The organism is Bradyrhizobium aeschynomenes, assembly GCF_013178945.1.
Lineage (GTDB): Bacteria > Pseudomonadota > Alphaproteobacteria > Rhizobiales > Xanthobacteraceae > Bradyrhizobium > Bradyrhizobium aeschynomenes.
Map to the genome: position 1 here is coordinate 489,712 of NZ_JABFDM010000003.1, position 23,521 is coordinate 513,232.

Annotated in this window: 25 protein-coding genes, 1 tRNA gene and 1 pseudogene; 17 read left to right on the forward strand and 10 right to left on the reverse strand. The window is 59.4% G+C overall.

Annotated elements, in window-relative coordinates:
- Positions 1–14 precede the first annotated feature (14 nt).
- Genes HL666_RS11280 through HL666_RS11290 form a run of 3 tightly spaced genes read right to left on the reverse strand, consistent with a single transcriptional unit; the run spans position 15 to position 2,190 of the window.
- Positions 15–689, reverse strand: coding sequence for a peroxiredoxin-like family protein (locus tag HL666_RS11280; RefSeq protein ID WP_172181413.1), 675 nt, complete (start codon positions 687–689; stop codon positions 15–17).
- Positions 690–741: 52 nt separating this feature from the next.
- Complete coding sequence (locus tag HL666_RS11285; RefSeq protein ID WP_172181415.1) at positions 742–1,512, reverse strand: enoyl-CoA hydratase/isomerase family protein; 771 nt, start codon at positions 1,510–1,512, stop codon at positions 742–744.
- Between the two features lie 45 nt (positions 1,513–1,557).
- Positions 1,558–2,190: a glutathione S-transferase family protein gene (locus HL666_RS11290; protein ID WP_172181417.1), complete on the reverse strand. Its 633-nt coding sequence runs from the start codon at positions 2,188–2,190 to the stop codon at positions 1,558–1,560.
- A gap of 105 nt (positions 2,191–2,295) precedes the next feature.
- Between HL666_RS11290 and HL666_RS11295 the strand changes: the two genes are divergently transcribed.
- From HL666_RS11295 to HL666_RS11325, 8 genes are all read left to right on the forward strand, one after another.
- Positions 2,296–3,249: a LysR family transcriptional regulator gene (locus HL666_RS11295; protein ID WP_172181419.1), complete on the forward strand. Its 954-nt coding sequence runs from the start codon at positions 2,296–2,298 to the stop codon at positions 3,247–3,249.
- Positions 3,250–3,271: 22 nt separating this feature from the next.
- Positions 3,272–3,481, forward strand: coding sequence for a hypothetical protein (locus tag HL666_RS11300; protein WP_172180999.1), 210 nt, complete (start codon positions 3,272–3,274; stop codon positions 3,479–3,481).
- A 1,395-nt stretch (positions 3,482–4,876) separates the two neighbouring features.
- Entirely contained in the window at positions 4,877–5,923 is a 1,047-nt protein-coding gene (locus HL666_RS11305) for a hypothetical protein (protein ID WP_172181421.1), read from the forward strand.
- Between the two features lie 185 nt (positions 5,924–6,108).
- Positions 6,109–6,231: a hypothetical protein gene (locus HL666_RS34400; RefSeq protein WP_283814784.1), complete on the forward strand. Its 123-nt coding sequence runs from the start codon at positions 6,109–6,111 to the stop codon at positions 6,229–6,231.
- Positions 6,232–6,672: 441 nt separating this feature from the next.
- Entirely contained in the window at positions 6,673–6,903 is a 231-nt protein-coding gene (locus HL666_RS11310; protein WP_172181423.1) for a hypothetical protein, read from the forward strand.
- Positions 6,897–7,115 (forward strand): hypothetical protein, encoded by a 219-nt coding sequence (locus HL666_RS11315; protein WP_172181425.1) that lies wholly within the window; start codon positions 6,897–6,899, stop codon positions 7,113–7,115. The genes HL666_RS11310 and HL666_RS11315 overlap by 7 nt, the downstream gene beginning before the upstream one ends.
- 145 nt (positions 7,116–7,260) lie before the next feature.
- Positions 7,261–7,401 (forward strand): hypothetical protein, encoded by a 141-nt coding sequence (locus HL666_RS11320; protein WP_172181427.1) that lies wholly within the window; start codon positions 7,261–7,263, stop codon positions 7,399–7,401.
- Positions 7,402–7,635: 234 nt separating this feature from the next.
- Positions 7,636–7,896 (forward strand): hypothetical protein, encoded by a 261-nt coding sequence (locus HL666_RS11325; protein ID WP_172181429.1) that lies wholly within the window; start codon positions 7,636–7,638, stop codon positions 7,894–7,896.
- Positions 7,897–7,998: 102 nt separating this feature from the next.
- Here HL666_RS11325 and HL666_RS11330 read toward each other — a convergent pair whose 3' ends face one another.
- Both HL666_RS11330 and HL666_RS34570 read right to left on the reverse strand, forming a co-directional pair.
- Positions 7,999–9,144: a recombinase family protein gene (locus HL666_RS11330; protein WP_376698590.1), complete on the reverse strand. Its 1,146-nt coding sequence runs from the start codon at positions 9,142–9,144 to the stop codon at positions 7,999–8,001.
- A 16-nt stretch (positions 9,145–9,160) separates the two neighbouring features.
- Positions 9,161–9,247: pseudogene (locus HL666_RS34570) on the reverse strand (DUF6894 family protein); the annotation flags it as partial.
- 81 nt (positions 9,248–9,328) lie between these two features.
- On the opposite strand from HL666_RS34570, the gene HL666_RS11335 reads away from it, so the two are divergent.
- Positions 9,329–9,820, forward strand: a complete 492-nt coding sequence (locus tag HL666_RS11335) for a thermonuclease family protein (RefSeq protein WP_311975740.1) — start codon at positions 9,329–9,331, stop codon at positions 9,818–9,820.
- 52 nt (positions 9,821–9,872) lie between these two features.
- Here HL666_RS11335 and HL666_RS11340 read toward each other — a convergent pair whose 3' ends face one another.
- From HL666_RS11340 to HL666_RS34405, 4 genes are all read right to left on the reverse strand, one after another.
- Positions 9,873–10,199, reverse strand: a complete 327-nt coding sequence (locus HL666_RS11340; RefSeq protein ID WP_172181431.1) for a hypothetical protein — start codon at positions 10,197–10,199, stop codon at positions 9,873–9,875.
- Between the two features lie 44 nt (positions 10,200–10,243).
- Positions 10,244–10,858: a TIR domain-containing protein gene (locus HL666_RS11345; protein WP_172181433.1), complete on the reverse strand. Its 615-nt coding sequence runs from the start codon at positions 10,856–10,858 to the stop codon at positions 10,244–10,246.
- 390 nt (positions 10,859–11,248) lie between these two features.
- Positions 11,249–11,323: transfer RNA gene (locus HL666_RS11350), tRNA-Thr, on the reverse strand.
- Positions 11,324–11,364: 41 nt separating this feature from the next.
- On the reverse strand, positions 11,365–11,976 hold the full coding sequence (locus HL666_RS34405; RefSeq protein ID WP_172181434.1) for a DUF2441 domain-containing protein: 612 nt from the start codon (positions 11,974–11,976) through the stop codon (positions 11,365–11,367).
- A gap of 134 nt (positions 11,977–12,110) precedes the next feature.
- Here HL666_RS34405 and HL666_RS34150 point away from each other — a divergent pair, with 134 nt between their 5' ends.
- From HL666_RS34150 to HL666_RS11370, 4 genes are all read left to right on the forward strand, one after another.
- Positions 12,111–12,464, forward strand: coding sequence for a recombinase family protein (locus tag HL666_RS34150; RefSeq protein ID WP_283814785.1), 354 nt, complete (start codon positions 12,111–12,113; stop codon positions 12,462–12,464).
- On the forward strand, positions 12,439–12,687 hold the full coding sequence (locus tag HL666_RS34155) for a helix-turn-helix domain-containing protein (RefSeq protein WP_246741536.1): 249 nt from the start codon (positions 12,439–12,441) through the stop codon (positions 12,685–12,687). The genes HL666_RS34150 and HL666_RS34155 overlap by 26 nt, the downstream gene beginning before the upstream one ends.
- Positions 12,684–12,908, forward strand: coding sequence for a WGR domain-containing protein (locus tag HL666_RS11365; protein ID WP_172181436.1), 225 nt, complete (start codon positions 12,684–12,686; stop codon positions 12,906–12,908). Before HL666_RS34155 ends, HL666_RS11365 begins: the two co-directional genes overlap by 4 nt.
- A gap of 67 nt (positions 12,909–12,975) precedes the next feature.
- On the forward strand, positions 12,976–14,310 hold the full coding sequence (locus HL666_RS11370; protein WP_172181438.1) for a hypothetical protein: 1,335 nt from the start codon (positions 12,976–12,978) through the stop codon (positions 14,308–14,310).
- Positions 14,311–14,323: 13 nt separating this feature from the next.
- On the opposite strand, the gene HL666_RS11375 is transcribed toward HL666_RS11370, so the two are convergent.
- Positions 14,324–17,617 (reverse strand): DEAD/DEAH box helicase, encoded by a 3,294-nt coding sequence (locus HL666_RS11375; protein ID WP_172181440.1) that lies wholly within the window; start codon positions 17,615–17,617, stop codon positions 14,324–14,326.
- A gap of 181 nt (positions 17,618–17,798) precedes the next feature.
- On the opposite strand from HL666_RS11375, the gene HL666_RS11380 reads away from it, so the two are divergent.
- The 4 genes from HL666_RS11380 to HL666_RS11395 all read left to right on the forward strand — a co-directional run bounded on the left by HL666_RS11380 (position 17,799) and on the right by HL666_RS11395 (position 23,499).
- The gene (locus HL666_RS11380; protein ID WP_172181442.1) at positions 17,799–18,494 is read left to right on the forward strand and encodes a DUF3800 domain-containing protein; all 696 of its coding nucleotides are present in this window, start codon (positions 17,799–17,801) and stop codon (positions 18,492–18,494) included.
- An 83-nt stretch (positions 18,495–18,577) separates the two neighbouring features.
- Entirely contained in the window at positions 18,578–20,398 is a 1,821-nt protein-coding gene (locus HL666_RS11385; protein WP_172181444.1) for an ATP-dependent nuclease, read from the forward strand.
- Entirely contained in the window at positions 20,395–22,149 is a 1,755-nt protein-coding gene (locus tag HL666_RS11390; RefSeq protein ID WP_172181446.1) for an ATP-dependent helicase, read from the forward strand. The genes HL666_RS11385 and HL666_RS11390 overlap by 4 nt, the downstream gene beginning before the upstream one ends.
- Positions 22,150–23,187: 1,038 nt before the next feature.
- Entirely contained in the window at positions 23,188–23,499 is a 312-nt protein-coding gene (locus HL666_RS11395; protein ID WP_172181448.1) for a DUF736 domain-containing protein, read from the forward strand.
- The last annotated feature ends 22 nt before the right edge of the window (positions 23,500–23,521 follow it).

Genomic DNA, 23,521 nt, shown 5'->3' on the forward strand with positions numbered 1-23,521 from the left:
TGAGCGGGTTTAGATCAGGCGGCGAGGCTGGCGGCGCGGCGCAGCGCCGGCAGCATGTCTTCCGGTTCGGGACGGCGGGTGTAGTCCGGATTCACCTCGGCATAGAGGACGACGCCGTCCTGGCCGACGACGAAGCGGGCCGGCATCGGCAAGGTCCAGCTGGGATCACCGTTGAAGGCCGGCAGGTCGTTCTTCAGCGACTTGTAGAGCTCGATCAGATAGTCCGGCATCTCGAAACGCAGGCCGAAAGCAGCGGCGACGTCGTTATTCGGGTCCGACAGGATCGGAAAGGACAGGCTATTCTGCCGGACGGACTTGCGGCTGTTCGCCGGGTTCTGCGGCGAGATCGCGACCAGACTTGCTCCGAGTTCCTTGAACTGCGGAAGCGCTTCCTGCAGCGCCTGAAGCTCCATATTGCAATAGGGGCACCAGACACCACGGTAGAAGCTGATGACCAGCGGTCCCTTGGACAGAAGATCGTCGGACGAGACCTTGTTGCCCTCCGAGGAGGACAGCACGAAGGGCGGCAGCTTGTCGCCCGCCTTCAGCGCGCGCTGGGCAGCACCGGAAGCGATCAACTCGGCCGTGGCGCGGCGCATCGTCTCGATGACTGCGTAGGGCACATTGTACGGCGGTTTGCCGGCTTCAAAATCGACCTTGAAGGCGTCGAGCTTGGATTGCAGGGTCATGATTGTTCTCCGTGGAAAACTTGGTTTCGATGGATGATCGGGGGGAGGATGGTCAGCCATTGGACGCCATGGAGCGTGCAACCTCAGCGGCGCTGATGCCTTCGAGGGCCAGGCCATAGCCGGCACCTTCATCGATGATCCGGCGCAGCTTCTGGGTCAGTGCGATACGGGTGTAACGGCTCGTCAGCGGAGGCAGAGCGGCAAGGCTCTCAGCGATCTCGTGAGCACGGGCAAGCAGCCTGTCGGCCGGCACCACTTCGTTCACCGCGCCCCATTCCTTGGCGGTCTGGGCGTCGAGGATCTGCCGGGTGAGAATGAAATAGCGGCCGCGAACGCTGCCGATGACTTCCGGCCACAGCAGGTTGACGCCGTCGCCAGGCACAATGCCGAAGTCGAAATGTGGCTTGTCCTGGAAGACGGTCTCAGGCGTGGCCAGCACGATATCGGCGAGCAGCACATATTCCGAATGCAGGAGAACGGGACCGTTCAAGGCGGCAATCAGTGGCACCTCGATGTCGAGAATGTTCATGAGGACTTTCTTGCCCTCGCGATAGATCTTGTCGTAGCCGCGCGGCGAGAAGAAATCGAAACCCTCGGGCCTGATCGCATCCATGAAGGCATCGCCGGAGCCGGTCAGGATAACGACGCGGTTGTCCGGATCTGAGCCGATCTGGTGGAAGAGCTCGACGAACTGCTCATGGGTGTGGCCATTGAAGATCAGCTTGCCACCGTCGGTGTGCAGCGCGACCTCCAGGACACCGCTTTCCGAGCGCGTCAGGCGGGCGTTGGCGAAGGAATCCTTGTAGATGTTGAAATTGGACATGATGGTTCTCCTGCTGTCTTGAACTGGATGGATGTTCGGGAAGGATCAGGCGGCGGGCACGAGAGCTTCGACGCGGGCGATGGCTCGCTGGACGGCCGCGCGTGCCGCGACGTCGTCGTACCAGCGGGAAAGGTTCGGGCGGTCGTCGAGCGTTAGGCCGGGAAACTGCCGACGCCACAGCCAGCCGAAGTGTGCGATGTCGGCGATCGAAAAATCGTCACCGGCGGCGAAGGCCTGATCGGCCAGCTTCGCCTCGAGAAGACCGAGAACGCGTGCCGCCTCGCTGGTGAAGCGGGCCTCAGCGATCGGCTGCGGCTCCGGTGACGAGCGCTTGAAGAAGCCGGCATTGCCGAAGGCGGGGCTCAAAGCTGACGCATGAAAGAAGAGCTGCTCGAAAACCCGGGCGCGGGTGGCGCCGCTCTGTGGCAGGAGCTTGCCCGTCTTCTCTGCCAGATAGACGAGGATGGCGGCGCTTTCCGTCAGGACGAACCGCTCGCCGTCTACGTCATCGACGAGCACCGGCACCTTGCCGTTGGGATTCAGAGCAATGAAGGCCGAGTCCTTCTGCTCGCCCTTGCGGACGTTGACCGGTTTCAGCGCGTAGGCCAGCCCCATCTCTTCCAGCACAATCGGGACCTTGACGCTGTTGGGCGTGGCGAAGGCGTGAACTTCGATCATCTCTGTCTCCATCGGACTGTCGTTGGAGAGAGTTGTGACCATTCCTCTTATATTGCGGCAGAAGCCTTGAAGCGATATTGCTTATTCCTCTGGAGAATAGGCAATATGGACAGACTGCAGGCGATGGCCGCCTTCGTGCGCGTCGTGGAGACCGGCTCCTTCTCGGGAGCGGCCCGGCAGATCGGGGTCGGGCAACCGGCGATTTCGAAAACAATCGCGCAGCTTGAGGACCGGCTTCAGGTGCGGTTGCTGGTGCGCTCGACCCATGGCCTGACGCCGACGGATGCAGGGCTCCGCTTCTACGAGCGCGCCAAGACGGCGATCCACGAAGCCGACGAGGCGGAGCTGGAGGCGCGGGGCGCGGGAGCTGGCCTGACCGGTCAGCTTCGCGTCTCGGCCGCGACGACCTTCGCCAGGCTTCTGGTCGTGCCGCGGCTGCCAGAATTCCTCACCCAGCATCCCGATCTGGAGATCGACATCGTTCTCGACGACCGCGTCATCGACCTCGTTTCCGAAGGGGTCGATATTTCATTGCGGATGGGCCAACTGTCGGATTCGTCGGCGGTGGCAAGGCGCCTTGCGAGCGGCCGCCGATCCGTCATCGCAACGCCCGCCTATCTCGAGCAGGCAGGGATTCCGGCTGTGCCAGCCGAGCTCGCGACGCATGAGGCGATCGTCTACAGCCAGCTCGAAAACAACTGGATATTCCGAAAGGATGGCACCGAAGCATCGGTCGCAATCCGTGGCCGCGTCCGGGTCAGTGCCGCCGAAGGGATCCGCGCCGCGGTGCTCGCCGACATGGGGCTGACGGTCAACTCCGACTGGATGTTTGCACCCGAGCTGGAAAGCGGCGTCGTCGTTCGCTTACTGAAGGACTGGGAGCTTCCACCCGTCGACCTGTGGGCGGTCTTCCCGACTGGACGGCTGGCAAGTGCCAAAGCACGGGCGTTCGCTGATTTCGTAGAAACCGCAACAAGGCAATCAGATGGCCCAATGCCGCGTCTGAGTAAGAACAAAGCCAGTGCGGCTATCGACCGCCCTGAGATCGTAATCACCTGACAGTTGGCCGGATGCGGGCGGCATGCTGCGCGCCCTCGCGCCATGCTTCGTCAACGGAACCGAGCACCGCAGCGACGCAATCCTGCCGGTAAGCATCAAGCACGCTAAGCTCTGTATTTTGATCTCGGCTGCTAGACGTCGTTGCTACATTCCAGTGCTGAACGGTGAGCAGATTGAGTTGTTCGACCAGCTTGGCGTCATGCAAATCGCCGGGGTGGCGCTGCCTCAGTGATCTGCATGCAGCAATCGGCTCGCGACGTCCCGTTCAGGGTCAAAGACTAAAATTCTCATGCCGAGCAAATCTCTTCTGCACAACCTCGAACAACCGGCATGGCATGGCCTTGACGGCCTTTCTCTGCCGGACCATGGGCTATCCTCCGAATGGGGTGGCGCTATGGCCGGTGTACCCCAGATAACAGGCGACTTGCCGCAGCGCCGCAAGTCGGCAGCCATGGGCTGATTGCGGACGTCGGTCACATGATCGCGACGGATCGCAATGGGGCGCTCGCGTTACGTTCGGTGCCTCGGATCATTTCCGGTCTCAACTAGAAAGCTGACTCCAAGGGGGCTCCGCCTCTTCGTCAGTCGAGCGCCTGTGCTCACAAGAATCAATAGGCGCATGGAGGCCAAGAGCCGGGACACAGAAGCCCAGTCAAGGCCGTGGGCCGGCTCCTCTCTGAGGGCCGCGCGCAGCGCGAGCCTGGACGGAGCTCCGTTGGTCCGGCGGCGGCCTTCCGAGCGCTCATGGCTAGGACTGTCCCAATCTGCGAACCAGTTCGCCATGCTGCGAATGGTGCCGTTCGGGACGTTGATTTTCCTCGCCTTTCATCTTCGAGCAACTCTACGAGGTCTGCTTTGGTGCCATGCTGCTCTGAGTGAACACAAAGACATACGACCGCCGATTCTTCGCCGCGGAGAGGCGCTTTTATCTTGCCGTTGACCCGCTCTCTGCTCGCTCCTCTCGAATCCCAGGTTGAACTACGCTCAGACACCGCGCGGTGGCTACACGAGTGGTGAGTCTCAGGCTGCATCTTTGCTGCGGCTCCGTTCGGACCATTGGCATCCGAGCGCAGGGTCTTAGCGATCTATCGAGACAAACCAGAGTGATCGAACTGCATCGGCGATGCTGTTCGTCCGCAGATCCGAGATGGGCAGTCGGACTGCCCTCCAGCATCAATTCAACACGCACCGGTGCAGCATCGAGGAAAGCTGGTGTTAAAGCCGCACGCAAATCGCCGATGCGGCCGGCTAAGATCGAGTGTCGATCGGCGGCAGGTCGGCAGCAACAGCGCATCGTGGCCGTTGAGGGGAGGGCTGTAGCGCGCAACGTCGCGCAATTCGGCTGTTCCGCTCTGGCTTCGGACATGCCACCTTTGCAGGACACCTGCGCGCAGGCCATGGCTCGCGAGGCTTGGTCCGCTTCCGCCAGGCGCGGGCAGAATCGCCGCCATTCGGCACTACTGCGCGCAGGACCTCTCCGTCTGCTCTCCGCTGGGCGAGCAGGAGAGATGTGGGGCAAGCAGCTCCCCGTTCCGGCGACCGAGGTCTGCGTCATCGCCTTGGAGCAGCCGGCTTTTCCTACGCCTCCGATCGCGCGGGGCTGAGGCACAAGGAGCAGCGTCTGATCATGACCGAGTCCATTCCGCTCCATCCATTCGATGACGTGGAGGCGCTGGCCTGGCTGCGCTCCCAGCCCGAGGGGCGCGTGACGGTCAGTGCTGCTGAGCTCGGACGCCAATGGGGCTGGAATAGGATGCGGACCGGTCGTCGCCTGAAAGCCTGGGAGCGCGCGGGTCTAATCAGCCGTAACGCTGAAGCGATCATTGTAACGAGAACCGTAACACCGACCGTTACGGATGGCACCACTCTCGTTACGGAGGCCGCCGGCGTCACAGGAGTGTATGGAGTGGAGGAAGCTCATCGTTCCCCGACGCGCGTCAAGTTCGCTGCTTTGATTGTGGCTCTGGCGCTGGCTTGTGTATCGGCTGCCTTTTCCATCGACGGCCTGACTGCGATCTTTGCCGGAGCCTTCTGGCCTGTCATCATCATGGGCGCCGTGCTCGAGGCCGGAAAGCTCGTGGCGGCTGCCTGGCTGACTGAGCATTGGAAGTCCGCGCCATCCCTCCTGAGGTTCGTCCTCGTCCTGATGATTGGCGTGTTGATGGGCCTGAACGCCGTTGGCGTATTCGGCTTCCTGACCCGCGCTCACCTCGACCATATGGCATCCATAGATCTCACCCTTGCCGACAGGACCGCAGACGTCGAGGCCCGCCTCGGGATGCAGAGCCGAGTGGTCACCGACATTGACCGGCGTATTGCCCAGATCGACGCGGCCATCGACGAGGCGACGCGCCTTGGCCGGCCGGTCGGTGCGATGACGATTGCTGACCAGAGGCGTCGCGAACGTGCCGACATCGCGGCGGAACGCCAACGTGAGTCCCAGGCTCTCGCCAATCTACAGATCGAAAAAGGCAAGATTGACGCGCAACGCAGGCGTGCCGAGGTCGAGGTCGGACCAATACGATATCTCGCCGAGCTGATTGGCATACCCGCCGCGGACTTTGAGCGAGCGGTCCGGCTGCTCACGCTGGCGCTTGTTGCCGTCCTTGATCCGATGGCAGTGGCGCTGCTGCTCGCTGCCGGAGTTCACGCCAGGCGCGCGCGTTCATTCTGACTTTGTGAAGGCGCGGTCTGTGAATAACTCCCCTCACTGACTGACGAAGCCTTTGATAACAAACAAGGTTGCACTATCGACAACCGAAAAATATTCACATCCCCCTTGCGCCTGATCGAGAGTCCTGCGCACATCTCTTGCCCCCCGAAAGACATGAGTTGCTTTGCTCAATGGAGAACTGCGCCATGTCTGACCATCCTGAACTGCACGTCAAATTCCTGGGCCTCAGCCTCAGCGCCAAGGGCGCCATGGCTATCGGCGCCGCCATGGTGATTGTGCTGGCCGTCTTAGGGTTCTACCGGTTCTGACGATCACGTTGGCCAACGTCCGATGGTGGTGAATGGGGGCTATGAAGCCCCCACCCAATTATCGTCCGAAGGCGCGACGAACAGCACGGAACCCGTGGTAATAAAGTTGGCTTCTGATCGCGCCCACCGTGACCCCTAACTCGTTACCGCAGGAAAGGCACGTGATCTCGGTCGCACCGTCACATCTCCATATCCAAGCGACGAGCTGTGGTCCGCAGCGATCGCAAGTGATGGTCTTGATCTGTTTTGGTGTAAGTACCTGTTTCATAAATATTATTCTCCTTGAAATTTGATAATACCGATGTTGGTATCGGTCTATTTAGGCGATGCTGCACCGCAGCAATTGGTCTGACGGCGATTCTGGAAAAAAAATTTGAGGTCGGTTGACTCTTATGTTCTCTTTTTGTTCTCATTGATCGGTCAGGAATCCAGGGCTGATCCATGCCGACCATCGACTTCATCCGCTCGGAGATCGAGCACATGCGCACGCAGGTAAACCGCCAGCGGCGGGAGATCCTGCAGCTGCAGAAGGCGGGAATACCCACGGCGTCGGCCGAAGCGCTGCTCGAGCGCATGCTGGACAAGATCGACGCCCTGTGTGCCGAGCGAGACAAGCTGAAAGGCCAGCTTCCGCCGGCGAAGAGCAGGGTGCTTGGAGGCCGCAAATGGTGAAGTGGTACAGCGACGAGCAGAACCCGCCGCCGATCCTGAAATCACTGCACGAGAGCAGGCGACTCCTGACCAATGAGGGGTGGTGCTATCGCCATGCCCAGGCGATCATGGTGGCGATTGACCAGTATGCCGAAGCCGCCACCGGCAACCGCGACTACTTCCTGAGCAAGCCGCATTCGATTGGCGGGAGCCGTGGGGGAGACATCCCTTAGCAAGGCAAAAGCCGAGTTATCCACTTTTCCGCAACAAATGCGGATAGATCAGGTTACAGAAATTTTTTTTATTGCCACCGGGCGGCAAATCAGCCCTATCAACCTTGGCCCCTGAGAACTGATCCCGGCTCTCCAAGAAGTTTCAATGGAGAGCTACGCCATGAGTCAGCCGCCCAAATTCCAGATCAATGTCCTTGGCTTCGATATCAGTGCTGAAGGTGCGCTGGGTATCTCAGCAGCTTGCTTCTTGGTGATCTTCCTCGTCGCTGTCTATAGGTGGTTCTAGCAGGGTTGACGACTTGAGCCGTTCGGCTCACGATTCGATCATGCAAACAACGCGGACGGGAAAACGCGGTGGCCGCCGACCAGGCGCTGGCCGCCCTCGGCATGCAGAGCCGACCATACCGATGCGGGTGCCGGCGAGATTAGCCGAAGGTGTTCGCCACATGGTTTGGCGCCACAAGCAAGGAAAGAAGCCGCTCGTCCCGCTGATCGTCATGCCGAAGAGAAGCACGGATGAGTGAGCCGCAAGTACGTGCTTGGGTTGGATCTCGGAACGACGCTCGGCGTCTCTCAGGTGTTTGTTGACGGCGGTGTGGAGGCTGTAAGCCTCGAGCTCGACAGCAACATCCAGGGCCGCACAACCGGCGTGGCCGGTGTCATCAAGCGCCATGCAACGCCTGACTGCCTGGGCGTCTGCATCGAGGATGCCATTCTCCCGGCAATTCTCGTCCGTCAAGGCTCTCGTTCCGATGCTGGGTGCCGCGGTGCTGGCCTGTGAGTAGGCAGGGCTTCCGTGGTCTACGGCACACCTGGCCAAGCTGAAGATGCACGCCACCGGCAACCTCCATCCGCGCTTTGAAGTTTAGCTTCTGCGAATTACCTAAGGCGAAGCTGGGTTTGACGTAAAGCTCTGGCGTAACCGCGCTGACCGCGTCAGAGCGCAGCGATAAAACTTACCTAAGCCACGTAGACTATGCGGGAGCCTCGAACAGCAATTTGAGATGGTTGCAGGTCCCCGCAACCAACACCCCCTAGACTGGGCAGGGGGTTCGGCATCCTTCTCAGAGAGACTGAGAAGGGCTGCAAGCTGGCCGTAAATCTCGACGCGCACGGGCTTGTACGGGCCCTGCGGATGCACGACGACCTTTTCGACGATCTCCCGAATAGCCTCGTTTGCGGCGAGGCGGCTGTCCTCGTCTGAGTCCGCCAAGGCCTTCTTCAAATTCCTGACCTTGCTTCGGTAGGCGTTAGCCGAGTTTGGGTGGAATTCGACCGCGGGCGGCGCCACATCTGCGATGGTGGCTTCGATCTCGTCTCGTTCGGCTTCCAGCGCTGCCAGACGCTCGCGCAGAGCGCGACTGGGGCTGTCGAGCAAGACAACCACAGCCTTCGCAATGGCGCCCTTGACGTTGCCCAGTCGCTTTTCCAGATCGCGGCGTCGGTGTGCCGTCGAACTGCTCAGTTCACGCGATACGGGGTGATACTCCCGGACGTATTCTGCGATCAGCTCGGGGGCGGCCAGGTTGTTCTCGATCCCCCTCAGGACCAGGGTCGCGATCGCTTCGCGGGACACTGTTCGCCGGCTATCGCATAGCCCGGTTTCCTTCATGCGAGTGCAGAGCAGGAGAGGGCCGCGCTTGTCGTTACCTCCCACGACATAGCCCGATCCGCAATGCCCGCACTTGACCAGCCCTAACAGCAGGCTCCTCGGTCGAGTGGCGAAGGACCCGTTTGGTCCGCCGCGCTCTTCCCGCCGGGCCTGGACCCGTTCCCAGGTGTCACGGTCGATGACGCGGAGGTGTTCGGCGTCAGCCGGCATCCACTGATCACGCGGGTTCTCGCGGCTGATGCGTTTGCCGGTCTCGGGGGCCTTGATGAAAGTCTGCCGGTTCCAGACGATGCTGCCGGCATAGAGTTCATTTTGCAGGATGCCGTTCATCCGTTTGCGGCTTCCCGCGATCGTCGAGGCATTCCAGACGCCGCCGCGTGGTCCTGGCACTGCCTTCTTGTTCAGGGCAGTGGCGATGTCCGTAGATGTTAGCCTCGCGCGGTGTCGCGAATTCCATTCCCTCGTTGTCCACCGATACGAAGTTGCCATCCCGAATATGAAAGAAATAGCGTCTTGGCATGGTTGCTATTTAGACCCCCGGAATCAGATTGGCACCTGTCGTTATTGTCATGGGACAGTCGACGTAGTTCGGGGATGGGAAGTGCACCGGTTTGCATTCATAGCTGCATTAATGACGTTGGTTACCGCTTGTGCTGGCGCGGAGCCAATCGGCCCCGATGCCATAACTGTTGTTGATGGCGATACAATCGGCGTCGGCCCTCAGCGTCAGGCCTTGCGTTATCGGTTAGTAGGTTTCGACACGCCGGAGATCAGGACGCCTCGCCGCAAGGTTTCCGCCGACGAGAAGGCACTAGCTCGCCTGGCCAAGGAAAGGCTTATTGAGCTGTTGCATAGCGGGCCGGTCGACCTGACCGAGATCCCCTGTTCATGCCCGGCCAGCACGGTCAGCACCAAACGGTGTAACGCCGGCCGCAAGTGCGGCGTGCTCAAGGTCAATGGGACCGAGGTAGGTGCGACATTGATAGCCGAGGAATTAGCCGTTCCCTTTGTTTGCGGGAAAACCAAATGCCCGAAAATGCCGCCGTGGCGCAAGATCATCGAGGAGCAGTTCCCCGCGCAGAGACAGCAGTAACCATGCGCCAGAGGCCGGCGGACTCTGCGCCTGAGGAGTGGATCGAAAGGCATCAGCCTGACGGTTGCTCGTACTGTTTTATCCACGCCCGGTGATTTTGTTCTGCGAGAGCTTTGACCGCGTCAGCCTCGTTCTGCGACTTAAAACACCGCTGGTCATTGATCTGGACGCTCTCGATGTTCAGGGCCTTGGCGGCCTCGGCGACCATTGAAGACCAAGCGGCGTCCCAATAGGGGCCGATCTTGAGCCGGTTCTTTCGACGTGTCGGAATCTTGAATGTGAATGGCGCGAGGTAGTTTGCGGTCGATTGTGCAATGACCCGCCGCGCTTCGTCATCGGCGGGATCATCCCCAAATAAAACACGCTTGGAGTAGCTCATGGTGGTGTCGCCTGTTCGATCATCCCGCAGCCGAGTCTAGCGCCTTAACCGCGCATAACCGTATTCCAGTCGATCTCGTAACCGGCTGCCTCCAGCTCCCTCGATAATGTTTGCCGCCAGCCGCCACCCCTGTCGAAAGACTCGTCGATGACGCCTCGCCAGTCGGACGGAATTTCTGGGTCACCGACCTTCAGCGTGCAGACGCGCGGGCGTCCCAGTTTACCTATGAAGTAGCCCAGCTCCAGGAGCACGTTCTGCCTGACACGCGGTGCAGGCGTTCCACCCTTCACGCAGCCCTCATCATCTGGGGTCAAGAGGATGACCGCGAAACCTACGTCGCTGTGGGCTTCAACTTTCTCGATGACCGTCCGGCCCTGGTTGGCCTTTTCATGCAGGATGACAGCTTCGAAGCCGATCTTCTCCAAGAACCTTGCAACAGCTTCGCGCACGCCCTCGTCGTGGCCATGCACGATGAACACCTTTCTTGCCGCAGTCACTGTGTGTGGGGAAGGTGCGGCTGGCTCCGAATCCCGAGTGCCGTCGTCGAGGTCCGCCAGGTCGGTCTCTAGTGCCCGGATGGCGCCTTGGAGTATCTGAATGGAGCGCTGCTTGCCTTCGGCAAGGGTATTGGCGCGCTTCGTGCGCGTCTCTTGCGTCATAGTCGATCGACCCACCACGGCCAAACGCCGGCTCCATGCGCATGGTCACCGGGCCATTGTCCAGGCTGGCCGCATCCTCAAAGTTCTTGTACCGCGGGGTGTTGTGGCCAAACGCGGCGGCCAATGCGTCCTTTATGCCCGCTTCGATGGTCATTACCTCAGGGATGTTGAAGCGCTTTTGCACTTGCTCCGGCTTAAACGTATCCAGATCAGCGAGGCATTGCTTCAGTCGTTCGATACGGCGGCGGACCTGCGCCGCGTTCAGAACGGGGGCCTGGCGCGGCGGGGTGGTCGGCCGGCGAGGGGGCAATGATGTGCTCCGCTTTGGTTGCAATAAACTATTTATACCACAACGAAAAAGGGCACTCGACCCGGTAGGGGAGCGCCCTTCGAATTCTGGGGGGACTCGAACCCCCGACCTTCCCTTTACTAGAGGGAGCTCTATCCAGCTGAGCTACAGACGCCGTACGAATATAGTGGGCGCATCTAGGGATCGCAACCGCCAGCTACAGCCCTATGCTCGTTACCTCGGCTTTGCCGGTGAATAAGGTTTCCATCCGAGGATCGGCACTGACTTTGCCCTGCCAGTACGCCTTGGCTTTGTCCCGCGTGACCTGGAGCGGCTCGCTCAGGATGACCATCTGCCGCGAGTCCGCCCGGTGAATCACGCCCGTGCGGGTCAATTCGCACACGGCGCCGTTGCCGCCAAGCAGCGGCAACCAGGTGCGGGCCTCCTCAATGGTATCGCTCAGGTAGAGGCAGCGCTGGCGCGAAGGAGGGCTGCTGTTGAAGTCCTCTACCCGAATCTGCTCCATCAGTAGCTCACGAGCCAGCATCATATAATGCTGGCTCACAGTCCATGCGATCTCCGCAAGAATTTGAGGAGCGGTCTGTAAAACGCCGATCTTGACCTGGTGCAGCCACTCGACCGCATTGAGGTTATACGGCCGGCCGGTTGCGCCGTCCGTTACCGGATATTCCAGTGTCGTTTCGTAGAACTGAAAGAAGGGGTTGGGTTCGTTACCAACGTCAATCATTTGCCCGAGCGTGAAGGCCGTCTTGTAAGCCGAGGTGCACGTCACCTGGTACAGCTTGCGTTTCTCGACTGCTTCGACCACGTCTTCGCTCTCCATTTGCGGTTGGGTCTACATGGGGTCGGCTGTTGCACAAGTCAAAATAAATGCAACACTGGTGATCATCAGTCTGTGCAACAGCTTTGACTGTTGCATATGTCTGTTGCAAGTTTGCAGTGTTGAAATACGGCTATGCGCGCGTCTCTACCACCGAGCAGGACCATGCTGCGCAAGTTGACGCGCTCGCGCTAAGGGCTGCTGGCGCCGTCAAGGTCTTCAGCGAAAAGATGAGCGGGGTGAGGGCCGATCGGCCGCAGCTTGCCCGTGCCATCGCAGCGCTCGACCAGGGCGACGTGCTCGCCGTTACCCGCATCGACCGCCTGGCGCGCTCATCTCGGGACCTTCTCAATATCGTTCACGAGGTCGAGGCGAGGGGGCCGACCTTCGAGGTCTCTTGCGGAGCCTTGGGCCAATACCGATACGCCACAGGCGGCGGCGATGCTGACCATGCTGGCAGCCATCGCCCAGCTTGAGCGCGCCTTGATCTTGGCGCGAACCAAGGAAGGGAGAGAGCGGGCAAACGCTCAGGGTCGGAGGTTTGGGCCCGAGCTCAAGTTGAGCAAAGAGCAGATCGCGCATGCGCAGGATCTGCAGCGCGAGGGGCGAGGGCTGCGAGAAATTGGTGCGCTGCTCGGCTGCAGTGCAGCTACGGTCTCGCGCGCTTTGCAAAAAAAAGAAGAGGAGGAGATCGCATGACCGCAATCATGCTTACCCGCGTCGATACGCGCCGCAACATGGCGCGGTTTTACAAATTGGACATTCAGCCCACGCTCTTCAACGAGTGGTCCCTTATTCGGGAATGGGGGCGCATCGGGCGGGCTGGGGCTGTCCGGACAGAGGTTCACAAGACCCGTGGTCGCGCGGAGATCGCGCTTATCGCGCGCTGGACTGGAAAGCTCAAGCGAGGGTACCGGTGATGTCTAGGTTGCGGGCCCGAATCTTTGTAAAGGAGGACCGGTCTGAGCCATAGCGACCCGATGAACCATGCGATTAGAAGAAGCGGTCGATGCCTATCTCGGAGAATGGGTGGATGGTCACCCACCCGCAGGCGCGACCAAAGAGTGGTATCTTGAAGCGCTCAAAAAGACCCGTTCCGTTCTAAACATTCAGAGCGGATGGAATTCGATTAGCCGCGAGGGGGACAAGCATCTTTGGCTTGCCGCACGTCTGATTCTTGAACGGATGGGGGAGCAAAGACGGGTAACCACGCAGACGGCCAGGCGCTGTTTAGTTGAGGCTCACTCGGCGCATTTGCCGAAAGCCAAGCGAACCGGCATCCTCTCGGAACATGCGGTTATCGCTGGCGCGACCAAGCGAATTGCCGAATGTCCGCGGCCGAATGGTTTCTTCGTTATCCCCGTTCAGTTTGCCCCATCGGCCAAGAAAAGCCGGTTTCGTATTGGCCCAGCCCTGATCCTGGCTAAGGCGGTGTTCGAAGCTGAGTATCAGTCAAAGATTGCAGCGGAGGCGGACGGCACTGACGGCTTCGGCGATCAAGCTGTGGCTGAATGGGCCACCTACTCTAGCCGCTATGACCATTTTATCGTGGTCGAAGTCCGCCGACACGAGACCAAAATGGCTTGGAAAGTGGCCCGAGAGGTCGCCGAGTATGTTCTCAACCTTATCCGTATGAAGTTCGGCTACCATCACATGGACGATGTCCGTGTCGGGAATGGCTTTGTTTGGGAAGAGTCACAGGTCCGCGTGCACTTCGGAGACAGCGGTACCGCGAACTTCAACTTGTCTAGAGGCCCCTGGGCAAGCCACCTGGATGATACGTGGGTCGACCATTTCCATGATGATGTCGGAATGCATGCGCCATTGCTTGCGAGCCTGGCCTTCTGGATGGTTTCGGGAAACGACCCGCTGTCGCCGGTTCTGGAACGACTTCGTTATGCCAATACCCTGATCGCAGAGGCGTTCAGCGAGCCCCATGACCGCATTCGTTTGGTCAGACTTGTATCAGCCTTGGAAGCGCTGGCAGCCCTTCCAAACGAGAAGAAGTCTGAATCACTCGCATGGCGCTGCGCCTTTGCCGGTGGTTGGACCGACTGTGGCGCGGCTGTCGAAATCGTAGACGACGTCCGATTTGCATACGCTGTCCGAAATGCCGTGGTTCATGGTGATTCACCGGAGAACGACGACGCAATTGCAGCCTTCTATCGTCTGGAAAGGCATTTGGTACAGATTTACGTCGGCTTCTTGGTGATGCATGCCAGAGTGCAAAAGCACTATCGCCCAAGCCACGTCAGACATATTCGCCGAGCTTTTGATCGCCATCTGGAAAGCTTCTTTTGGAACGCGGACGAGGTCTGGTAGGTCTACCGAGACGTCATTCCGAAACGATGACCCTGAAGCCAGCCGCTGCGGTTTTGAGCAGGTACGTTTCGGTCGTTGCGAGCAGCTTGAGGGCATCCTCGTTGATCGACGCTGCCGAAGCTCCAGGCTGCACAATGATCACTTCAAAATGCAAGGCAGCGCGACGGGACTTATCTTTGAAGTAGGCAAGCTTCTTTATATCGCCTTTCAGGAAGCGCGAGCTGCCTCCTCTCATCCACAGGTCGTGCCGGCGCTTAAGGTCATTGTAGAGACGCGGTACGCCGCGGTGTTTGATGCTGACGGACTTTTGTGCTTGACCGCATAGTGTGTAAAAATTGCGGATATCCGCCGTTACTTTCCCGCCATGAGCATTCTTGCAGTGAACGAGGCAAAGGCTGATCGTGGTCTCGTCGATGTCCTTGAGCGCGACCAGGTCGGCTGCCTCGCCAGAGCCGTCATCGTTGAACACCAGCTCGAAATCTGCTTGCAGTTGTTGAAACGTCTTGTACTGGATCGTATCCTTGGCACGGCTCTTTCCCATCGACTCGCGGTTCAACGGGATGCCCTTCCACGACCAAGATTCCAGGCGTTCTACAGGAAAGTTGCCGGCATCGAGATTGGCGGGGATGTGGTAGCAGTTATACGAATACGTGCCGTCGGCGTAGCGGACGATAAAGGGGTCAGCGACCAGGTGTTCGATAAGCGGGAGCACCAGCTTATTCGATCGCTTGAAGAGGACATTTGGTCCTGAAATCTTGGTGTGTGAATAGCCCGCGACGACCTGGTCCGAGATTGTCAGTCGATACGTGGAGCTGACGGTCTCTGACGATATGCAGATGTCTATCGCCCCGTCTGCGCTAACGGCGGCCACGTCCAGATTGACAAGATAGAGCGGGACACTAACCCCATCAAAGATGACGAATTGGTCTGAATTCATCATCTGCGCATGTTCACCCCATTCGATGGCGATAGGGTGAGAGTTGTGAGGAGACGATAGTCGTATGGGCCTGAGAAAATCCCGGGTGATGTTCGGGGCGACAGTTTCCTCCGCAGAGACCTTCTTCCAGGTGCGGGCGCACCACGCCACCCATTCGGAGAGTGTTCCGGCGTTTTGCTGCCACACCTTGCCCTTGCGTTCGGCTCCGCCCCAGAGAACGCGCTCGCCGTCTTCGTATCCGAGACAGGCAATATTGTTGAGTTTGGACTCGCGCTTCTCGATGCTTGCCAGTCCCTCGGTTACATTCGGACCGAAGTAGGCGGTAAAGCTGATTGCGCCAACGCGTGACGAACCAAGGCTCTTTGCAAGCGGCAGTTGAACGTTGTTCAGAATCTGGAAGATGGGTGTTCCTGACAGGAGGCGCGCTGCGTCGCCGGTAACGTGGTTTGCCAGTTGTTCGGTGCGGAGTGCGTCGTAGTCGCTGGCGTAGATGAACAGCGCGTTGTTTGGCTTGTCCCACCACATCACGAGCAGATGGTAGCTGGTCTCCTCCAACGACTGGAAATTCCCCCAATCGACCGTATCCTCGCGATGGACGAGACCCACGAGCAGGTTTTGCGTCTTGTCGAGCGCATACCAGGTCTGGTCCTTGCCCTTGAGCACCTTCACGTAGTTTGTCGGGTCCCAGTCGGTGCATGACGTGCGGTAGATTTGTGTTGAAAGTCGCGGCCGCAAATTCCAAAGCGAGAGCTGCGCATGAAGCGTGCCTTTGCCTTTAAGGCCGGCTACCACATCCTGCAGGCGCAATTCCTGTTCGATCCGCTCCTCGCTCAGGCGACGAATGATTTTGTCCCAGTCGGCGCCTTCGGCGTAAAGATTGCCGAGCTTCTTTTCGGCATCGGGGTCGGCGATGTTCGTGACGACTGTGGCCTCTCCAATGGTCTTGTCGTCACCCTTGCGCGTGATGCGCCCGATGAACTGGAGGGTTACTGCCAGAGATTTATGGGTGTCATGCAGGGCCGCAATCTTAAGGTTTGGCAGGTCGACGCCTTCTCCCAGCATGTCGACGCACACAACAATCCTGGAACCGTCCTTGCCCCGATCGTACAGCTGCGCGAGCGCCTTTTTGTTCGCGGCATCACGACCTGGCCCGGAGTACACCAGAACAGGTTTCATTTCCGGCGCGAGCTTTTTGTAGTCACGCCAGACCTCTGCCGCACGCTCCTTGCTTTTGGTCCTGGCCATGAGGAGGTGGTCGAATCCGAATTCGTTGCGGTCTCTCCGCAGGACTGCGACGGCTTCGGCCGCAATCGCGCGGTCTCGCGCCTCCGGATCGCCGAATTCCTCGATGCTGCGGAGATTGATTGGGCGGTAGTAACCGGCCTGCTGGGCGTCTCCGAGCTTGAAATTGAAGATGATCTTGCCGTCGACCTTGCGTTCGTCGCGGCGGAAAGGGGTCGCCGTAAATTGCAGGATCTTCTTCTGCTCGAAGCGGTCCCTAATCTCCTTCCAGGTCGCTGCAGTAATGTGGTGTGCCTCATCGACCACCAGCATCGAACACCGCTTTAAAAGCCGTTCCAGTGCGTCCGGCGCAGAGGCCTTCAGAATGTCTGGTGTCGCGACGATGACATTGGACGTGTCGACGAGGCGATCAGCCGAGGCAACACTCTCGATGCCTTTAGTGATTTTCGCGACAAACGGCCGAGCGAGTTCGAGGGGAATGACGCCAGCCGCCGGCAGCACGCCCAATTTAGAAAACTTCGCCGCAATCTGCGCCCTTAGGATGGAGCTTGGGACCAAGACCAGCATCTTGCTTTCGCGGCCATAGACGTGTGTGGCCAGCATGGTTTCGGTCTTGCCGGTACCAGTGGGCAACACGACCGTGGCCGGCTCAAACTCCGAACCGACCGAGAAATGAGCTGCGATTGCGTGGAGAGCACCGACCTGTGGCAGCCGCAGTCCTGGCGCGTCGGTCTTTAAGTCTTCAACAGCGAACGTAAACCTGTTCCGCCAAGAGGCGAGCACCTTATCAGGAGCGTCGGCCCAGGTGGCGAGCTCGCCGAGCCGGTCCCATTTCAACTCCAGAGGGGAGAGGCCATTTCCATATTGTGCAGGGTCGACCGCGGTCAGAACAGGGAGTGGGCTATCAATGCGATGTACTTTCGGTGCACGGATGAGCATCTCGAAGAAGGGGGCCGACAGTCCGAGCTTGATCAGGTCGTGCCCGGGGTACTGCGAATCGAAAAATTGGGCCGATACCGTGGTCCGGGGGAAAACGGTCTGAGTAACGGCGTTTTTGCCGACGGTGATTCGTCGCTCCGCTACGGCCGGCAGAATGACCGGACGCGTCCACTTGCTAAAGAAGCTCACGCCCGGCAGTGCCCCCGGTTCTCGTTTGCGCCTGTGGTGATTCCATGGGATGACATTACTCCGGAAGAGCGAACTTGAGGAGAATGCCCGGCCAGGCTGTGGATGGCCGACGACGGCAAAAGCCGATTGTTTATGAGCCACCTGAGCTGCCGGCGGCGCCGACCAGGGCTAGTATCTGCAAATGGATTTCAGCGAATACATTGTCTATATCGACGAGAGCGGCGACCATAGCCTAACCAGCATCAACCCGGATCATCCGGTTTTTGCCCTGGCGTTCTGCGTGGTCGAGAAAGCCAAATACATCGATAAAGTCGTGCCGGCGTTTCAGCGCCTGAAGTTCGATTTCTGGGGCCACGACAGCGTCGTCCTGCGCGGCCATGAAATCCGCAAGGCGACCGGCGACTTCAACATCCTGCTCAATGCCAAAACCCGCACGTCCTTCATCGACCGCGTGACCCAGCTCATTGGAGAGGCTGAATTCACGCTCATTGCGACGGTCATAGACAAGGCCGCACACGTCAAGAAGTACAGCGCACCGGCCGACCAGTACAGCATTGCTCTAGGGTTCTGCATCGAACGTCTGCAACGCTTCCTGATCGATAAGGGGCAGACGAACCTGCAGACCCATCTGCAAGTGGAATGCCGTGGCAAGGCCGAGGACGCGAAGCTTGAGCTGGAGTTTCGGCGGATCTGCGACGGGCAGAACGCCGTCGGGAAAATGCAGAACGTTGAAATCCGCTTTATGGATAAGAAGCATAATTCGACCGGGCTGCAACTGTCCGTGGGGTATAATGGCCTGCCGCAGCGTGCGAAGGTCACCCATTTCATCAAGCATGGTGGTCTTCGGTTCGACCTCCTGGACTACTTAAGGCTGTAAATCAGACGATTATCTCGTGAGTTTAGCTCGTCAGCATGCGAAAGTGGTGGCGTTCGCCGACAGAGTTAGCGCTGGGGGATGGAATGCAGCTAAGCCGTGTTGTCATCAAGAATTATCGGTCACTCAAATTCATTGACGTCCGGGTGGCGGAGCGAACTACCTGTGTCGTCGGGGAAAATAATACCGGCAAGTCGAACCTCATTCAGGCTTTGCGCCTGTGCCTCGACGTAAACCTGTCGTCTGCGTACCGCGCCCTCGTTAAAGACGACGTGCATTGCGACGTCGACCAACGACAGCCCTTTCAGGTCTTGATTGGGGTGGAGTTCACAGGGTTTCAGGGGCGTGACAACGAAGAAGCCATGTTGCACGGCACCCAGATCGGGCCGGATCAAGCACGCCTGTTCTATCGCTTCAGGCCCAAGCGAGCCGCGCGAGAAGCCATCAGCCTGAGGACACGGCGGCCTGACACCCTCACTCTCGCGGACTACGCATGGGAGTTGGTCGGTGGCGGCAATCCCGCAGTTGAGTTGAGACAGATCGAATGGGACACGGAGAACGACGCGCTTGGCGCCACCACCGTGAGCCTTCAATACCTGCAGTCGTTTCTGGTCGTCTATCTCCATGCCTTGCGCGATGTCGAAAACGATTTGCGCCAGCCACGGCAATCCCCGTTGGCCCGGTTAATCGACGCCAGCGCGATCAGCGAGAACGAGCAGGCAGCTCTCATTGAAGCCATCCAGGCCGCGAACGATACGATCGAGGGTTCGCCCACCGTCCAAGCGATTTCGCGGGCGATCGATACGGCCCTCAAAGAGGTAACCGGGCCGGCTTTCAGCCTCGACGTGGAACTGGGTCTGTCCGCCCCTTCATTTCAATCCATTGTACGAAACCTGAACGTGCTCTTGAGCAGTACGGCCATGCAGCGGTTCGAACCCCGCCGCAACGGTCTCGGTCTCAACAATGTCCTCTATATCTCTATTCTGATTGAGTATTTCCGCAAGCGGGCTGCGATTGGCCGCTCTTCCGGCGAGCTAATCTTAATCGAAGAGCCGGAGGCGCATCTACACCCCCAGCTCCAACTTACGCTACTTGAGGCGCTGCGCGCGTTGCCGTTTCAATCATTTTTGACCACTCACAGCCCGAACATCGCGTCCAAGGCGGCGCTGAGCTCGTTCATTCTTCTGACCAACACAGGAGCGACAGCCCCGTTCGCCGGCACAATCGCTGCAAATGCTGATCTTGCGGAAGAAGATGTTGGAGACCTCGAACGCTATCTTGACGCTACGAAATCAAGCCTGCTCTTCGCGCGAAAAATTATGCTTGTCGAAGGCGCGGCCGAAGCCTTGTTGATACCGCCCCTCGTGAAGGCAATTCTAGGCGTCGACCTTGAGCGCGAGGGCATCTCAGTCGTCGCCATTCATGGCGTCCATTTCGATGTATTCGCCAAACTCTTCAGTGCGGGTTGCCTGCCGAAAAGATGCGCCATCGTCGCGGATGCCGATCTCGATCCAGCTGAAGCCAACGACGTTGCCCACGCTGGCGTCGAGGCGGACGGGGCTGACCAGGACGACGATCAGCCCGTTAGGCCGGACTTGGCCGCTCTAGAAAACGCTTATGTGAGGGTCTTTCTTGGCGATACGACCTTCGAGCGCGAAATCACAACCGACGGCAATCTCGCCATGCTCGAAGCTGCCGCGCGCGCGCTCGGCGCGCCCCGTATCGCTCGAAAAATATCTAACGCAGAGTTTTTGGGAGTCGACGAGGAGTTGAAGGACGCTGTCCTGCGAACGGCCAAACGGTTTGGAAAAGGTCGGTTCGCGCAAGTCGCGGCTCGGCATGTCGGGCAGGCGACGGAGCTTCCGGATTACATTGGAGAGGCCGTCGATTGGTTGCGTGAAGCATGAGCCTGACCATCGAACAGCGCGATGCTGTCGCGTGCGAAGATAACATCCTGCTTACAGCGTGTCCCGGCAGCGGAAAGACACGGACGATCACAGCACGCCTCGCGCAGGAGATCGAAAAGCTGCGGGGAAGCGCGCAAGCGGTCGCTTGCATCACTTACACCAATGCGGCCGTTCAGGAAATTGAGCAGCGGCTGGCCGCGCACCTGCTCGACGGTGATGAGCAACACTTTGTCGTTTCAACGATTCATTCGTTCTGCTTGAGCGAAGTGTTGCGCCCGTTTGCGTGGCTGGTGCCGGGCTTCGCCGGTTCCATGCGGGTGCTCACCCGTGACCGCCCGGAATTTGAAGAAATCGCGCGTTGGGCGGCTGAACAGGTAAACCTGCTGCAACTCCGGGCAGCTGATTTCGAGGCATTTGCTTCCCTCAGTTTAGACGTCCATGGAAACTTGATCGGGGTTGCGCTCGGCAACGAACCCGTTAGGCGTGCCGCCCCGTACTTCTGGCAAAAATGCGCTGAGCTGGGCTTCGTCGATTTCGCCAACATTATTTATAAATCGCATTGCCTTTTGCGCGATCATAGCATGATTGCTCATTCGCTTTCTTGTCGCTTTTCGAGTTTTCTTATCGACGAATTTCAGGACACGACCGAACTTCAGATCGAAATCTTGAAGCACATTCACTCCCAGGGACGGTCGCGGATTTTCGCTGTGGGCGATCCGGCTCAATCGATCTTCGGCTTCACGGGCGCGCGGCCGGAACTCATTCAGCCATTCGCTGCACATATTGGCGCAAGATCGGATTTATCGCTGACGGGCAACTTCCGATCCAGCCCGCCTATCGTGACCCACGCGGAGCGCCTTGTTCCGCGCGTACCGGCGATGCAGAGTGTCGGGCAGAACCGCACCATCCGCATCGAGCCATCCCTTATCCAGACCAGCGGAACATTTGAGGCCATCACCGAGCACTTCCTTCCGCTATTGGCGGATGAGGGGATTGAGTTCGGCGACGCAGCTATTCTCGCCCGAGAATGGGCGCCCTTGTTTCCGCTCTCTCGCCAGCTGAGAGAGTTCGGTGTGCCAGTTGTTGGCCCTGGCGCGAGGCCGTATCGCCGATCCCGTCTCTTCGCCTCGCTCGCGGAACAGCTTTGCGGCTACATCGTAGATCCCGGAGCGCACAATATCCGCCAGCTTGAGCGGGCACTGTTTCACGCGGTGCAGGATGCGACCGCGAGGGTCTGCTTCGAAATCTTTACATACGGCGGACGTGTCACGCTCGTTCGGCTGCTGCGCGAGGCATCGCGCCTAGCGCAATCAGGCGGGGCGGTCCAATGGCTTGAAGCGATGTCGCAAGCGACGGGCGATATCCTGCAGCGCGATGGACTGATCGATCAGGCACATGCTGGGTTGTTTTACGCCTCCGTTCAGGAGATGAAGGCCGACATGCGAGGCCAGAACGTTGACCTTGCCAACCTGACCATCGAGGACCTGGGTCTGTTTGCGTCGCCTGATCGGGCCGTCCGCCTGACGACGATCCATAATTCCAAGGGGCGCGAATATGGTGCAGTCGCGCTTATCAATCTACGCGAGGGCCGGTTCCCTCATTTCCGCGCGGAGGACATGGATGCTGAGAAACGGCTCTTCTATGTGGCGGTAACGCGAGCGGAACGCATCCTGATGTACGTCGCCGAGCCGGACCGTTGGGGAAATCCGCCGTCCCGGTTTCTCGGACGAGACGGCGTCGGGCTTGTTTGAAATCTCTCTATCAACTCTCCGACAACCATGGGGACACCCTGCCGTTTTGGCAACGTCGAACCAGCTAAATCGCACACTCGATCGTCGCTCTTCGCCTTAGCCTGCGGTGGGACGCAATTTGCCGTCATCGCCAATTTCGAGCGGTGTTCGCCAGACCTGGGCTAAGTAGTCGTCAGTTCTAACCAGGAACGATGCATCGCAGTGGTCTTCCGGTTTCAGTGTGGTCAAAAACATGCAGACCAGGAGCGCGTAAGCGAAACGCCTGACGAGCAAACCGGCGTGACCTATCCCACGGCTGTCGAGTGAGAAATTGCGCCGGAGCTACTCTCGCAGCTCCGGCGCCGTATTGAGATTTTCGGCCGCGCGCCTGACCGGCGCGCGGCCGAACGGTTACCGAGACGGTGTAACGCCACATCAGTGACCGCGTAACGCAATCGCCCAACCTTCGTGTGACGTGGGAACGCGAGTCCGAGCCGGCTGTTGACCGCCAGTTGGCGGAATCCAAATCGATGCCGCCCGTCTCGACCAGCGATGATTTTGTCACCTCTGGCCGGGACGTTGTCATGAATTGAGCGACACGATCGGCTGGGCAGGCAACGCCGAGTCCTCTGCAATCCGGCAGTCGTCACCAATAGTCTGGCTTGCGTTGGTTTCGAGGCGACGTGGTGGCGGTCGGTTCGCGTACGTCTGAAATCCCTCGACCGCTGCGGCCTTCGTCGTGTCCCTATGCGGCGTCAGATCCGGTCGTCATGGGTGTCTAACGTCCGTGTGTCAGTCCTGCCGCCTCCGACGCGACCTCGAATGGGCTGATCGGGCCGAGGGCCGGCCAAAGCCTCGATCGCCTGCCCGCAACGGCTACGCCGGCTTTTTTCCCCTGCCGCCAAGCGCGGCATTCCTCGCGGGAAGCCAAAAAAGCCGGCTCTCGCCGTCCTCCGCTTGCGCTTCGGGCCTGACGGCTGCGGGCCGATCGCTCCCCGGGCCAAGGACCGCCATCGAGGCCGCGATGGGCGCGGCCCAAGCAAACAGACGGAGACCACCATGGCGACCATCGGCACCTTCACCGCATCGGACAACGGCTACACCGGCTCGATCAAGACGCTGACGCTCAACATCAAGGCCAAGTTCGTCGAGTCCGAAAAGGACAGCGACAAGGCGCCCGACTACCGCATCTGGGCAGGCAGCATCGAGGTCGGTGCGGTCTGGAAGAAGACCGCCCGCGACAGCGATCGGGAATATCTCTCGGTCAAGCTCGACGATCCGAGCTTCCCGGCGCCGATCTACGCATCCCTAGTGAGGGTCGACGGCGACGACGGTTTTACGCTGATCTGGTCGCGCCGCAGCGGTGACTGATCCAACGCTGGATCATCTGCCC

Coding starts and splice junctions, on each gene's coding strand:
- HL666_RS11280 (WP_172181413.1), bottom strand. CDS start 689: ATGACCCTGCAATCCAAGCTCGACGCCTTCAAGGTCGATTTTGAAGCC.
- HL666_RS11285 (WP_172181415.1), bottom strand. CDS start 1,512: ATGTCCAATTTCAACATCTACAAGGATTCCTTCGCCAACGCCCGCCTG.
- HL666_RS11290 (WP_172181417.1), bottom strand. CDS start 2,190: ATGATCGAAGTTCACGCCTTCGCCACGCCCAACAGCGTCAAGGTCCCG.
- HL666_RS11295 (WP_172181419.1), top strand. CDS start 2,296: ATGGACAGACTGCAGGCGATGGCCGCCTTCGTGCGCGTCGTGGAGACC.
- HL666_RS11300 (WP_172180999.1), top strand. CDS start 3,272: ATGCTGCGCGCCCTCGCGCCATGCTTCGTCAACGGAACCGAGCACCGC.
- HL666_RS11305 (WP_172181421.1), top strand. CDS start 4,877: ATGACCGAGTCCATTCCGCTCCATCCATTCGATGACGTGGAGGCGCTG.
- HL666_RS34400 (WP_283814784.1), top strand. CDS start 6,109: ATGTCTGACCATCCTGAACTGCACGTCAAATTCCTGGGCCTCAGCCTC.
- HL666_RS11310 (WP_172181423.1), top strand. CDS start 6,673: ATGCCGACCATCGACTTCATCCGCTCGGAGATCGAGCACATGCGCACG.
- HL666_RS11315 (WP_172181425.1), top strand. CDS start 6,897: ATGGTGAAGTGGTACAGCGACGAGCAGAACCCGCCGCCGATCCTGAAA.
- HL666_RS11320 (WP_172181427.1), top strand. CDS start 7,261: ATGGAGAGCTACGCCATGAGTCAGCCGCCCAAATTCCAGATCAATGTC.
- HL666_RS11340 (WP_172181431.1), bottom strand. CDS start 10,199: ATGAGCTACTCCAAGCGTGTTTTATTTGGGGATGATCCCGCCGATGAC.
- HL666_RS11345 (WP_172181433.1), bottom strand. CDS start 10,858: ATGACGCAAGAGACGCGCACGAAGCGCGCCAATACCCTTGCCGAAGGC.
- HL666_RS34155 (WP_246741536.1), top strand. CDS start 12,439: ATGCTGGCAGCCATCGCCCAGCTTGAGCGCGCCTTGATCTTGGCGCGA.
- HL666_RS11365 (WP_172181436.1), top strand. CDS start 12,684: ATGACCGCAATCATGCTTACCCGCGTCGATACGCGCCGCAACATGGCG.
- HL666_RS11370 (WP_172181438.1), top strand. CDS start 12,976: ATGCGATTAGAAGAAGCGGTCGATGCCTATCTCGGAGAATGGGTGGAT.
- HL666_RS11380 (WP_172181442.1), top strand. CDS start 17,799: ATGGATTTCAGCGAATACATTGTCTATATCGACGAGAGCGGCGACCAT.
- HL666_RS11385 (WP_172181444.1), top strand. CDS start 18,578: ATGCAGCTAAGCCGTGTTGTCATCAAGAATTATCGGTCACTCAAATTC.
- HL666_RS11390 (WP_172181446.1), top strand. CDS start 20,395: ATGAGCCTGACCATCGAACAGCGCGATGCTGTCGCGTGCGAAGATAAC.
- HL666_RS11395 (WP_172181448.1), top strand. CDS start 23,188: ATGGCGACCATCGGCACCTTCACCGCATCGGACAACGGCTACACCGGC.